This window comes from Methylobacterium longum (assembly GCF_022179385.1).
Taxonomy (GTDB): Bacteria; Pseudomonadota; Alphaproteobacteria; order Rhizobiales; family Beijerinckiaceae; genus Methylobacterium; species Methylobacterium longum.
The window spans coordinates 17,278-29,318 of sequence record NZ_BPQS01000013.1 but is presented as its reverse complement, the minus strand read 5'-3'; the positions used below and the strand labels follow the sequence as shown (position 1 = coordinate 29,318).

Genomic DNA, 12,041 nt, shown 5'->3' with positions numbered 1-12,041 from the left:
CGACACCTCGCGGCGCCGGGGGGCCTCCTTAGCGGAGGCGGCCCGGCGACGGAAGTCCGGGACGTGCCCCGGGGCTTTCCGCCTCGGGCGGTTCCCGCGGATCCGCCCGGGGTCGTCGGCTCAGGCCGCCTTGGCGGCGCGCCGCGCGCGGGCGAATTCCATCAGGGCCGCGTCCTCGTCCTCCGGCAGGACGATCGCCGTGGTGGCGAACAGGTCGCCCAGGCTGCCATCCTTCCTCGGCAGCCCCTTGCCGCGCAGGCGGAAGGTCCGGCCCGAACTCGTCATCGGCGGCATCTTCATCTCGACGGCGCCGGTCAGGGTGGGCACGCGGATCGTGCCGCCGAGCACGGCGTCCTCCAGGGGCACGTCCACAGTGGTGCGCAGGTCGGCCCCGTCGACCGTGAAGCGCGGATGCGGCCGGATCCGGATGGTCAGCAGCGCATCGCCGGGCTCGCTCCGAGGCCCGCCGGCCTGCCCGAGACCGCGAAGGCGGATGGTCTGACCGTCGACGACGCCGCGGGGGATCACCACGTCGACCTCCCGCCCGGTGGGCAGGTACAGGCGCAGCTTCTCCTCGCTGGCGACCTGCTCGAGGGTGACCGACAGCTCGGCGGCGACATCCTCGCCCTTGGCGGCCTGGCGCTGGCCGCCGGGGCCGGCCCCGCCGGCGCGGAACGCCTCGCCGAAGATGTGGGAGAAGATGTCCTCGCCCATGCCGCCCTGCCGGCTGCGGGCCATGTTCTCGAAGTCGAAACCGCCGCCGCCTCCGCCGCCGCGGCCGCCACCGAACCCGCCGCCGAAGCCTTCGAAGCCACTGGCGCGCGGCCGGCCCTCGGCGTCGATCTCGCCGCGGTCGAACTGCTTGCGCTTCTCGGCGTCGCCCAGGATCTCGTAGGCCGAGTTCGCCTCGGCGAAGCGGTCCTTGGCCTTCACGTCGTTCTTGTTGCGGTCGGGGTGGAAGTCCTTGGCGAGCTTGCGATAGGCCTTCTTGATCTCGGCCTCGCTCGCCCCCTTGGCCACGCCCAGCACGTCGTAGGGATTGCGCATGGAACTCTTGGCTGTGCGGTGTGGGGTCTGAACCCCGATGTGGGGAGAATGTTGCATCCCTGCAACGGTCACGGACGCGAAACTCTGCGGGTTCGTGCGTGACGTCAAGCGCCGCATCTCGCCCGCAGGGGGCCGTGGCCTTACCTTGCGTCCGCGACCGGGGCGGACGCCCCGAGCGGGCGCGCGCCGGTCGAATCGCCAGGAGCCGGAGACCCGATGCAGTACACCAGCGACCACCTCCATCTGCGCAGCCGCGACGCCGTGAAAGCCGCGGGCTTCTACGTTGAGACGTTCGGGGCGCGGGAGGTGAAGCGCGTCGGCGACGACCCGGTGCAGCGCGTGGTTCTGGACCTCGGCGGCCTCACGATGTTCATCGAGCAGGCGCCGGACGAGATCGCCCCCGCCACGCCGACCCCGTGCCTCGGCATCGAGCATTTCGGATTGCGGGTCGCCGACATCGAGGCGGCGATGGCCGACCTGACGGCGCGGGGCGTGCCGGTCAAGACCGGCATCACCGCGCGGGGCCCCGGGCTGCGGATCGCCTTCGTGGAGGGACCCGACGGGGCGCTGATCGAGATCCTGGAGCGCTCGGCCGCCTGAGGGCGGTTCCGTCGCGATGCGGGCGGGTTCCCGCTAACCGGTAGCGGGCAACGCCTCGGCGCGGGCAACATGGGCGGCGGGTCCGTAGACCGCGCCCAGCACCGTCTCGCAGTGCAGCCGCACGCGACCGTGGCACTCGCAGGCCGCAGCCGATACGGCCGCACGATCGACCACCGTGATGCGCCCGCGTCCCACTTGGATGAGACCCTGGTCCTGCAGCGTCCGCAGGATGCGCGTCAGATAGGTGCGCTGGACGCCGAGCATCGCGGCCAGCACCTCGTGGGTGATCGGCAGAATATCGCCGCCGAGCCGGTCCTGGAGCGTCAGCAGCCAGCGGAGGCACCGCTGCTCGATGGGGTGCAGGGCGTTGCAGGCGGCGGTCTGGACGAGTTGCGCGAGGAAGCAATCGGCGTAGCGCGCGAACAGGTCGCGCAGCGAGGCGGACCGGACGGTCGCCTCGAGGAGGCGATCCGCGTGGAGGCGGAGCGTCGGCCCGCCGACCTGCACCAGCGCGTTGGCCGAAGCCGGCATCCGGCCCGGGCCGACGATTCCGCCGACGGCGCCGTCGTGGCCGATCGTGACGGTCTCGGCGGTTCGCCCGTCGCGGGTGGCGACGACCAGGGCGACGACGGTCTGTTCGCAGGGAAAGGTGATGTGCGTCACCTCATCACCCGCCTCGAAGACGGTCGAGCCCTTGGCGTAGGACAGGTGTTCGAGGTGGGGAACGATCAGCGCACGGTCGGTGGCGGACAGCGCGGCGAGGAGCAGGTTACCGGTTGGGACGGCACGATCGATCGGCATCAGGCGCGGCGAGGTCCGGGAGGAGAGGCTCCCGAAGGGATCCTCGCCGGCGTGCCGGATCGGCAGCCAGACTTCCGGAGAAATACTCCGCGCGCCGCGCCTCTGAACTAACCTGGGTTTCTTTCCATAGACCGTATCTATTTGTCCGTGCAGAGCCCCTGCGCGGAGAGACGGCGGTGCTCCCGCGGATCGCAATCCGTGGACAGGAACGAGGCCCAGTCGGACGGGGTGCCGTAGAAGGCGTTGCGATCGACGTCGCCCTGCACCCCGGGGACCCGGCCAGTTGAGGTGAACTGCCAGAGCATCCACTTGCGGTTGACGAACCGCTGCTCGGGCTCCGCCGCCGTAGACCGCAACCAGTGCGGGTAATCGGGCAGCTCGCCTTCGAGCACGTCCTTATGGAACGTGATGTCGGTGTAGATGATCGGGCGCTTGCCCGTGTAGCGTTCCATCTCCTCCAGCATCTCGGTGACCATCGCCAGGGCCTGCGCCTTGGGCAGCTTCTTGGGGCACGTCTGCGAGTGGCCATTCCACTCGACATCGAGCACCGGCGGGAGCGCGGCCGGGTCGTTCGGCACGTTCCGCTTGAACCACTCCATCTGCTCCCGGGCGGAGCGGCACCAGAACACGAAGTGGTAGGCGCCCCGCGGCACGCCGGCCCGGGCCGCGCCGTCCCAGTTGGTCCGGAAGCGCTCGTCGACGTGGTCGCCGCCCTCCGTCGCCTTGATGAAGGCGAACTGGGTTCCGGCCGCCCGGACCGAAGCCCAATCGACGTTGCCCTGCCACTTCGAGATGTCGATGCCCTGGATCGGGTGCTGCTTGGCCTTCGCCACACCGGGATGGGGCTTGGTGTCGCCCTTGGTGGGGTAGAAGTCGTTGTTCGACGCGCAGGCCGCGAGCCCCGCGAGGATCGCGGCGGCGGCGAATCGCCCGGCGCACCGCCGGGCGGCGGCAAGTCGGCCGTTCAGTCCCCAGGTCAGGTCCCGGGACAGAGACCGCGAAAGCTTCATGATCCGCGTCATCAGTGCTCAGCCCGCCACCGAAAGAGCGCCACAGACAGACGTATTCGATGGCCCCGGCGCGGTTAACGGAGCTTTGCGATCATTGCGGCGGAATTCCGAGATGCGTTGCCCCACCGCGACATACGCCGGGCATCCCCGGCTGTTTCACAGGCTGACAACCGGCTAAGTGTCGGTCCTGAAACGCGAGTCCGGTCACACCGTCGTGAGCAAGCAAATCTTTACCATAGGCTACGAAGGCCTCGACTCGGAGCGTCTCGGCAGCGTCCTGAACTCCGCGGGAGTGGCGGTACTGGCCGACGTCCGGGCGGTGGCCAACTCGCGCAAGCGCGGCTTTTCGAAGAACGCGCTCGGCCATTCCCTGGAGGAGGCCGGCCTGCGCTACGCGCATCTGCGCAGCCTCGGAACGCCGAAATCCGGCCGGCAGGCTGCCCGGGCCGGTGACGCGGCGCTGATGCGGCGCATCTACTGCGAGGAGGTGCTCGACACCGCCGCCGGATACGCGGCCCTGGACGAGCTGGCTTCCATGGCCGAGGCCGCGCCGGTCTGCCTGCTCTGCTTCGAGCGGGATCCGGCACTCTGCCACCGGCGCGTCCTGGCCGAGCGCCTCGCGGAGCGAGGCTTCGCGGTCACCGACCTCTTCGGGTGACCATAGGCGCCCGGGTGACCCAAGCGCCGTCAGTGGCCCGGGCGCGGCTGGATGCGGGCGCCGAGGGCACCGGCGAGCCGGCGCATCGGGCCGAGCGCGGCGCCGAGGCGCGTCGGCGCGCGCTTGCGCGGGACCCGCGGACGGCGATCCGCGTCGCATACCGGCTCGACGGGCATGTACAGCACGTCGAGGAACGGGAGTTCGAGGAGCGTCGCGCCGTCCGCGTCGGTGATCACCATCGTGGCGCCGAGCAGCCGCGGGTCCCCGCCGTGCTGGCGCATCAGGCCCTGCACGATGGTGCGCGCGGCGTCGCGGGCCGCATCGGTGTCGGCGACCCACTGCGCCGCCGATGCCGGCAGGGACGCGCCGTCGAGGCGGATGGTGAACTGTGCGCGGACCATGGGGGGCTCCTGGGAGGGCCGTCTTCTACGGGTCAGGCCGCCTGCGCACCGTCGAGGGGCTCGACCTTCTCGGGCGCCGATTTAGGATCGAACGCATCGGCCAGGAGGCTGAGGCGGCGCGCCATGTCCCGCACCTCGTTCAGCGCGATCGACTTCTGGCCTTCCTTCACCGCGCGGGTGATGTCGCTGACCTGGGTGGTGGCGATCCGCTTCAGTTCGTCGGCGAGCTGCTGGCTGGTCATCATCGTGTCCGGGCACAGGTTTCGATCTCGGCACCGACCCTGGCGCGCGGGCGCTTACCAAGGCGTTTCCCAGCGCCGCGAGGACTGTGGACAAGGTGGGGATAGGCGCATCCGCCGCCGCGGCGTCCGGTCCCTCGGATCGCCGCTCCGGCGCGCGGGCTCCGGCGCGGGGGCGGCACGACGCCGCCTCCTGGCTCCCGCGGCGCGCTCGCGTCCCCGCCGGTTGTCGGACGCGGCGGAAACCGCGATGCCGTTCCGGCCATTACCCGCCTGAATGTCCACACAGGCCCCCGCGCCTCTGGGGCAGAGTTTCCTCGGCGACGGCCAGGATCGCCGGGATCGACCAGACCTTCAGGAGCATCATGGACACGACCCCTCTCCGCCCGACCGCGTTCCGGGCTCCGGCCGTGCTGCTGTCCGGCCCGGTCGACTACGACATGTACCGCGACTTCCGACGCCAGCTCGATCAGGCGGCCGACCGCGAGATCGTGGTCGTCGAGCTGACGACGCTGGGCGGGGATCCGGAGGTCGCCCGGATGATGGGCGAGGACATCCGCTTCAACAGCGCGATGGATCCGCACCGGCGGTTCGTCTTCCTCGGCAAGGCGGCGATCTATTCCGCCGGCACGACCTTCATGAGCTTCTTCGCCCGGCCGAACCGGTACCTGACTTGCGGCACGCGGTTGATGATCCACGAGCGCAAGATGAACAAGCAGCTCCAGGTCCAGGGGCCGCTCACCACCTGCATCGCCTCCGTCAAGGCGACCCTCAACGAGATCCTGTGCTCGATCGAGATCCAGAATGAGGGTTTCGCCAATCTCGTCGCGGGCTCGAGCGTCACCCTGGACGAGGTTCTCGAGAAGGCCCCGGCGAATTGGTACCTCGAAGCCGAGGAGGCCAAGACCCGGGGCCTGATCGAGGCAGTGATCTGACGGTCATCCCGTCTCGGGCCCGAGGGCGCCGCAGGCCCCGACGGCGGACCTGCCGCGCTTCCCGGACGGCGCCGCGGTGACGCCGACAGCGCATCGGGGGAACGGTCGAGCGCCGAACACCCGGCGCCCGAGTCGCGTCACGCGTCCGGATAATCGGCCCCCAGGCTGGTCTCGCGCCACGCCTCGATGTCGGCGAGGCGCTGCCTCAGCCGGGTCGTGACCGCGTCGTAGCCCCAGGCGCCGAGGACGAGGTGGCGCGGCGGGTTCTCGATCTCGGTCACCCGGATCATCGCCTCGCCGGCCCGTACCGGATCACCGGCCTGGGTACCGCTCTTCTCCGCCGTGGCCTTGAGACGTGCGCCGGCGGTCTCGGCGTAGTCCGCGATGGCGTTGGGCGTCTGGATCAGGGAGCGACCGGCCCAGTCGGTACGGAACGGGCCGGGCTCGATGCAGGTCACGCGGATCCCGAGCGGCCCGGCCTCGGCGGCGAGCGCATCGGAAAACCCCTCCACGGCGTGCTTGGTGGCGGCGTAGTATCCCGAAGCCGGGAAACCCACGAAGCCCGCCACCGACGTGATGTTGAGGATGTGCCCGGAGCGCTGGGTCCGCATCATCGGCAGAACCGCGCGGGTCAATGCGAACAGCCCGAACACGTTCGCATCGAACTGGGCGCGGATCTTGTCCTCCTCCCCCTCCTCGACCGACGCCTGATAGCCGTAGCCCGCGTTGTTCACGAGCACGTCGACCCGACCGAATGTCGCCGTCGCGGCACGGACCGAATCCGCGATCTGGTCCGCGTCGGTGACGTCGAGGGACAGGGCGAGGACCCGATCCTCGACCCCTGGCGCGAGGTCGGAAACCTTGGCGCGATCGCGGGCCGTGACCACCGCGCACCATCCCCGGCCGATCACGAGCTTGGCGAGGTCCCGGCCGAAGCCGGTGGAGCAGCCGGTGATGAACCAGACCGGGTTGGCGTTCTGCGTCATGGTGGATCCCGTGATCGTCGCGGCGTGATCAGGGCGTCGCGGCCGGTTCCGTCAGGCGATCGACCGACAGGAGGTAGGCGATCAGCGCCGTCTGCTCCGTGCCGGAGACACCCGAACCGGCATCCGCCCAGAAGGCGTGCCCTCTGCCGGTAACGCGGGCGGTCCGCGCGGTATCCGAGGCCTCGTTCGCGGCGACGACCTTCGCGCGCAGATCCCGGTCCACCAACGCGCGCAGGCTGTTGGCAGGATCCGGGGCGACCCCCTTGTAGAGCGTGCCCGCGACGCCGAGCTGGTGCTCGGCATCGGGCCCGACCGACACGCCGGAATCGTGGAGATACGGGGCCGTCCAGGCGAGGCCGACGAGGTTCGGCACCTTGTAGCCGCCCTCGGTGCCCCCCTGCCCCCAGGCGAGCTGGACCTGGGCGAGCTTGTCGCCGGCCAGCGGCACCGGGACGATCACCGGATCGGCCGGCAGCGGGAACGGCGTGTCGGTGGCGAAGAGCGTCGGCGGCGACAGGCGCGCCTCCATCTTGGCGCCGGCCCGCGCCCGGGTCGGCTCCGTCCCGATCTCGGCCTCCGGCACGATCCGGTGGTTGGTGAGCGCCGGGCCGGAATGGCAGGCCCCGCAACCCGCCTTGTCGAACACCGCGCGCCCGGTCCGGACCGTACCCGAATCCTGCGCGGCAGCCGGCGGGTGCAGCAGGTTCTGGAAGGCCGACATGGCGTTGTTGGCGTGGTTGACCGGCTCGCCGGGGACCGAGGTGAACAGGCCGTTGTCGGTCACGTAGTTGGTGGCCGGGTAGGTTGGCAGCACCGCGTAGCTGTTGAGGCCGGGCGAGGCCGGGGTGGGATCGACGCGCCTCAGGACCTCGGACGGCGTTGCCGCGCCGTCCGGCCTGTAGCGGAACGTCTCGGTCGCCGCCCTGCGCAGGACGATGCCGAGATACGTCTCCGGGTCCATGCCGAACAGCCAGGGTGCGGCGGCCGCCAGCTGCGTCGTGTCGGAGTTGGCGGCGTGGACGTTGTTGTTGAGCGAGGACAGGCCGGCGAACGGGCCGACGGCCTCCCGCCCGCTCCAGCTGTAGGGCTCGCCATGGGCGGAGAAGCTCGACGGGATCGAGGTGGGATTGGTGACCCGGTCGGCCGACGAATCGAAGCTGCCCGGCGGCCAGCTCGCCACCTGGACCTTGGTGGCCGCCTCCACGGCCGCTGCGTCCGGCAGCGTCGGGCCCGAACGGGTTGAGCCGGTATGCTGCGGATCGGCGGACGGGCGGGCGTCCGCCTCCGGAACGCTCGCGTGCATGAAGTAGGCGGACGAGTTCTTCGCGAGCGCCATCAGCAGCCCGGCGTTGAGGTCGGTGTTCGGCGCCCCCTCCACCACCTTGCCGGTGCCGGGATCGACGGCGGCATGGCAGAGCGCGCAGGTGATGCCCATGCGCAGGTGCCCGCGGTCGGAGAAGGTCTTGATCCCGATGATGAAGGCGCCGCCCTTGGGCACGTCGAGGCCGGTGGGGACCAGTTCGCCCTTCCGGTAGACGCGGTCGCCGACGCGCACGTCGCGGGCCATGGCGACCTGCAGGTTGGTCGTGCCCGCGCCGCCGAGCCGGGCGACCGCGAGGGCCACCTCGGCGGGCGTCAGGCCGCCGTCCAGCATGCCCATCACGTCGGTGAGGAACACCTCGTTGCCGAACGTCTCCTGGTAGAATGCCTGACGGCCACGCTCGACCATGGCGGGATCGATCGCGACCGCGCCGCGGCCCGGCGACAGGGTCCGGCGCCCCTCGTCCGTGGCGTTCAGGCCGTCCGCCTCCGCGCGGGACACCCGCCGTCCGAGGACGTCGAAGGCGGTCTCGATCGGGTAGCGGTCCGGGTTGAGCAGGTCCGCCCGGTCGGGCATCGGCGCGTAGCTGAAGCGTCCGACGCCCAGGGTGACACCGGCCGCGGCGGTCGCGAGACCGGCGGTGATCAGAATGCGGCGTGGCCAGCCCATGGACGGTTGTGTTCTCCCCTCGGAACCGCCCTGCCCAGCTTCCGGAACGGATGGCCCGGCCACTAACGGGCATCTGCCGCCGAGGTTCATCCCGGCGGCCGGGACCGGGTGACGCGCCCACGACGGCGTGCCGCGCCCGAGGTGCGGATGTCAGATCTGCGCCAGTCCGCCATCCACGAAGAGTTCGACGCCGTTGACGAAGCTCGCGGCCTCCGAGGCGAGGAACAGGACCGCCTGGGCGATCTCGTCCGGCTGGCCCACCCGGCCGGCGGGGATCAGGCCGGCGAGATGATCCTTGGTTCCCGTCGCCTGATCGCCGCCGCCGAACAGCGCGTCGAGGCCGGCGGTCTCGGTGACGCCGGGGCTGACGGCGTTGACCCGGATATGACGGTCCTTGAGGTCGAGGATCCAGTTGCGGGCGAAGCTGCGCACGGCCGCCTTGCTCGCGGCGTAGACGCTCAGCGCCGGCGTGCCGGAGCCGCCCGCGGTCGAGGCGTTGAGGACGATCGCGCCGCCGTCCTTCAGCAGCGGCAGCGCCTTCTGCACCGTGAACAGGACGCCTTTCACGTTGGTGTCGAAGGTCGCGGCGAAGTGCTCCTCCGTGATGGCGCCGAGGGGCACGAAGGAGCCGCCGCCGGCATTGGCGAAGACCACGTCGATCTGCGAATGCTTCTGCTGGACCGCGTTGTAGAGGCGGTCGATGTCGGCGAGCTGCCCGATGTCGCCCCGGATGGCCGTGACCTGCCCGCCGATCGCGCGCACCGCGGCGTCGAGGGCCTCCTGCCGCCGGCCGGTGATGAAGACCGACGCGCCCTCCCTCGAGAAGGCCTTCGCGGTGGCGAGGCCGATGCCGCTCGTGCCGCCGGTCACCACGACCACCTTGTTCAGAAACCGATCCGTCATCGTTGTTCTCCGCGCTGCGGCACCACTCGCGCCGTTGCCGTGAGAGATGTCGACAGAACGTTGGTGCCAGTAGCCGTCGAATGTGGCACTCAGCGTTCCATCAGAGAAACGATGTCCCGCCCGGATCTGAACGACTACGCCTACTTCGCCGAGGTCGTCGCCCATGGCGGCTTCGCCGCCGCCGGGCGTGCCCTGCGCGAGCCGAAATCGAAGCTCAGCCGCCGGATCGCCGCACTGGAGGCGCGGCTCGGGCTGCGGCTGATCGAGCGATCGAGCCGGCGTTTCCGCGTCACCGAGGTCGGAACGAGCTTCTACGAGCGCTGCCGGGCCATGATGGTGGAGGCCGAGCGGGCCGAGGCGCTCGTCGCGGAGGCGCAGTCCGAACCCCACGGCCGGATCCGAATGAGTTGCCCGATCGGCCTGACGGACGTGGTGTCGGCGACGGTGCGCAGCTTCCTGATTCGATACCCCAAGGTTCGGCTGCAACTCGTCGCCACCGATAGGCCCGTCGATCTGATCGAGGAGCGGATCGACGTGGCGCTCCGCGTGCGGCGGGATCTCGACAGCGACGCCTCGCTGACGATGCGGTCGCTCGGGCTCTCGCGATGGATCCTGGTGGCGAACCCGCAGGTGGCGAGCCATCTCGGTCCCGACATCGCCGGCCTCGCGGGTTTTCCCACCCTCGGCACGAGCGACACCCCGGGGGAGATCGCTTGGCAGCTCGAACGGGCGGACGGAACGCGGCACACGCTCCACCATGAGCCACGGCTGACCTGCGGCGACTTCCCGACCCTGTGTGAGGCGGCCGCCGACGGCATCGGCATCGGCTTCCTGCCCGATCACGCCTGCGCGGATCACATCGCTGCGGGTCGGCTCGTCCACGTGTTCCGGGACTGGTGCAGCCAGCCCGGCATCGTCCACCTCGTCTTCACGACCCGGCGCGGACTTCCGCCGGCGGTGCGCCTCCTGATCGACCACCTCGCGGCGGACTTCCCGAAGCTTTGAGTGACGCGGCGCAGGTCAGCGATGCGGGTCTGCCGCTCGGGTCCTCTCAATATCCCCGCGCCGGGTCGATGCCGTCCGGCGGCCGACCGGTCCGGCGATACGCGCGCAGGTTGGAAGCCACCGTCGCGGCCGCGGAGTCCATGTCGGTCGGGCCGGAGATGTGGGGCAGCACGGTCACGCCGGGATGGGACCAGAGGGGCGAATCGGCGGCGAGCGGTTCCGCATCGAACACGTCGAGGACAGCGTGAGCGAGATGCCCGCGATCCAGCGCCGCGATCAGATCCCCGGTGACAACGATCGGCCCCCGGGCGAAATTGATCAGGGCCGCGCCGGGCTTGAGCGCCGCGAGGTGTCGGGCGTCGACGAGGCCGCGCGTCTCCGGCGTCAGGGGAATCAGGCATACGAGGATGTCGCAGCGGGCGAGCATCGCCGGGAGCCCCTCGGCCCCGTGGAACGTCTCGATCCCCGCCACGTCCTTCGGCGTGCGGCTCCAGCCGACGGTGCGGAATCCGGCGCCGGTGAGCCGCGCGGCCGCGGCGGCGCCGAGGGCGCCGAGGCCCAGAAGGCCGACACTCGTCTCGCCCGGCTTGCGGTAGGGGTGCGGGCGCCAGACACGCTCGCGCTGCTGCCGGGCGTAGGCCGGCATGTCGCGCTGGAGGTAATAGGTCCAGGCCAGTACCGCTTCGGCCATGGTGCGGGCCATCTCCCGATCCACGAGGCGGACGATCGGCAGGGGCCGGTCGAACGCACCGACGAGCTTCTCGACGCCGGCCCAGAGGCTCTGCACCCAGGCCAGGCCCGGCAGTGCCGCCACCTCCGCGGGATCGGGATTGGCCACGACGGCCACCCGCGCGGCCTCACGCTCGGCGATGCCCATCGCGCGGAACGGGACCAGCCGTTCCTTGGGCATCGCCGCCGACAGGATCCGCAGGTACTCCGCTTCCTGGTCCGGACTGCTGCACCCGATCAGGGCGATTGGCTCCTCCATCCGTGAACTCCGCTTCGCCCCACGCCCTCGTCCGTCGCGGGCGACGCAGGCCCTGTGCCTCAGCGGTCCGGACGCGTCGAGGGGGGATCGTTCAGCGGGGCTCGATCAGGGCCGGATAGACGAGGCGGACGTTGCGACGGTCGCTCGGGATCTGGATCTCGGGGCGCGTGCGGATGCTGCCCGTCGTGTTCGGCATCACCGGCTCGGTCGGGCGCAGCTTCCAGCGCTCGGCGGCCTGCATCTGGACCCTGGGCTTGGGCCGTTCGAGGTGACCGTCCGCTCCCTCCGTGGGAACGGTGGCGAGACCCACCAGCGTCATCACGGCGAGCAACGTGAAACGGGTGAGCGGCTTGGGGCGGGATGGGGCAGACCGGGAGCGCATGGTGGGGTACCGCGAGGACGCCCTGTTCTGCGCTCCGCAGGTGAAGACGGGATCGAACCGAATCGATTCCCAAGTCGTTGCCAACACCTGCCTGGA

14 protein-coding genes are annotated in these 12,041 nt (G+C 70.7%); 4 read left to right on the top strand and 10 right to left on the bottom strand.

The window, feature by feature from the left end:
• Positions 1–120: 120 nt before the first annotated feature.
• The gene (locus tag MFF58_RS13815) at positions 121–1,047 is read right to left on the bottom strand and encodes a DnaJ C-terminal domain-containing protein (protein ID WP_238288693.1); all 927 of its coding nucleotides are present in this window, start codon (positions 1,045–1,047) and stop codon (positions 121–123) included.
• 216 nt (positions 1,048–1,263) lie between these two features.
• On the opposite strand from MFF58_RS13815, the gene MFF58_RS13810 reads away from it, so the two are divergent.
• On the top strand, positions 1,264–1,647 hold the full coding sequence (locus MFF58_RS13810) for a VOC family protein (protein WP_238288692.1): 384 nt from the start codon (positions 1,264–1,266) through the stop codon (positions 1,645–1,647).
• Positions 1,648–1,680: 33 nt separating this feature from the next.
• Here MFF58_RS13810 and MFF58_RS13805 read toward each other — a convergent pair whose 3' ends face one another.
• Together MFF58_RS13805 and MFF58_RS13800 are read right to left on the bottom strand one after the other, a co-directional pair.
• Positions 1,681–2,448: a Crp/Fnr family transcriptional regulator gene (locus tag MFF58_RS13805; protein WP_238288690.1), complete on the bottom strand. Its 768-nt coding sequence runs from the start codon at positions 2,446–2,448 to the stop codon at positions 1,681–1,683.
• 137 nt (positions 2,449–2,585) lie between these two features.
• A complete protein-coding gene (locus MFF58_RS13800) occupies positions 2,586–3,470 on the bottom strand; it encodes a glycoside hydrolase family 25 protein (RefSeq protein ID WP_238288688.1) in 885 nt (294 codons plus the stop codon).
• Between the two features lie 202 nt (positions 3,471–3,672).
• Between MFF58_RS13800 and MFF58_RS13795 the strand changes: the two genes are divergently transcribed.
• Positions 3,673–4,116: a DUF488 domain-containing protein gene (locus MFF58_RS13795; RefSeq protein ID WP_238288681.1), complete on the top strand. Its 444-nt coding sequence runs from the start codon at positions 3,673–3,675 to the stop codon at positions 4,114–4,116.
• A gap of 29 nt (positions 4,117–4,145) precedes the next feature.
• On the opposite strand, the gene MFF58_RS13790 is transcribed toward MFF58_RS13795, so the two are convergent.
• The gene (locus tag MFF58_RS13790; protein ID WP_238288679.1) at positions 4,146–4,517 is read right to left on the bottom strand and encodes a DUF6894 family protein; all 372 of its coding nucleotides are present in this window, start codon (positions 4,515–4,517) and stop codon (positions 4,146–4,148) included.
• 32 nt (positions 4,518–4,549) lie between these two features.
• On the bottom strand, positions 4,550–4,759 hold the full coding sequence (locus MFF58_RS13785; protein WP_238288670.1) for a hypothetical protein: 210 nt from the start codon (positions 4,757–4,759) through the stop codon (positions 4,550–4,552).
• Between the two features lie 362 nt (positions 4,760–5,121).
• Here MFF58_RS13785 and MFF58_RS13780 point away from each other — a divergent pair, with 362 nt between their 5' ends.
• On the top strand, positions 5,122–5,691 hold the full coding sequence (locus MFF58_RS13780) for a ClpP family protease (protein WP_238288668.1): 570 nt from the start codon (positions 5,122–5,124) through the stop codon (positions 5,689–5,691).
• A gap of 137 nt (positions 5,692–5,828) precedes the next feature.
• Here the strand turns inward: MFF58_RS13780 and MFF58_RS13775 are convergent, their stop codons facing one another.
• From MFF58_RS13775 to MFF58_RS13765, 3 genes are all read right to left on the bottom strand, one after another.
• On the bottom strand, positions 5,829–6,677 hold the full coding sequence (locus tag MFF58_RS13775; RefSeq protein ID WP_238288651.1) for an oxidoreductase: 849 nt from the start codon (positions 6,675–6,677) through the stop codon (positions 5,829–5,831).
• 28 nt (positions 6,678–6,705) lie between these two features.
• Positions 6,706–8,667: a cytochrome C oxidase Cbb3 gene (locus MFF58_RS13770; protein WP_238288642.1), complete on the bottom strand. Its 1,962-nt coding sequence runs from the start codon at positions 8,665–8,667 to the stop codon at positions 6,706–6,708.
• 150 nt (positions 8,668–8,817) lie between these two features.
• Entirely contained in the window at positions 8,818–9,570 is a 753-nt protein-coding gene (locus MFF58_RS13765) for an SDR family NAD(P)-dependent oxidoreductase (protein WP_238288640.1), read from the bottom strand.
• Between the two features lie 111 nt (positions 9,571–9,681).
• Here MFF58_RS13765 and MFF58_RS13760 point away from each other — a divergent pair, with 111 nt between their 5' ends.
• Positions 9,682–10,575 (top strand): LysR substrate-binding domain-containing protein, encoded by an 894-nt coding sequence (locus tag MFF58_RS13760; RefSeq protein WP_238288638.1) that lies wholly within the window; start codon positions 9,682–9,684, stop codon positions 10,573–10,575.
• 46 nt (positions 10,576–10,621) lie between these two features.
• Here MFF58_RS13760 and MFF58_RS13755 read toward each other — a convergent pair whose 3' ends face one another.
• Together MFF58_RS13755 and MFF58_RS13750 are read right to left on the bottom strand one after the other, a co-directional pair.
• Positions 10,622–11,563, bottom strand: a complete 942-nt coding sequence (locus MFF58_RS13755; protein WP_238288636.1) for a 2-hydroxyacid dehydrogenase — start codon at positions 11,561–11,563, stop codon at positions 10,622–10,624.
• 91 nt (positions 11,564–11,654) lie between these two features.
• Complete coding sequence (locus MFF58_RS13750) at positions 11,655–11,945, bottom strand: hypothetical protein (RefSeq protein WP_238288633.1); 291 nt, start codon at positions 11,943–11,945, stop codon at positions 11,655–11,657.
• Positions 11,946–12,041 lie beyond the last annotated feature (96 nt).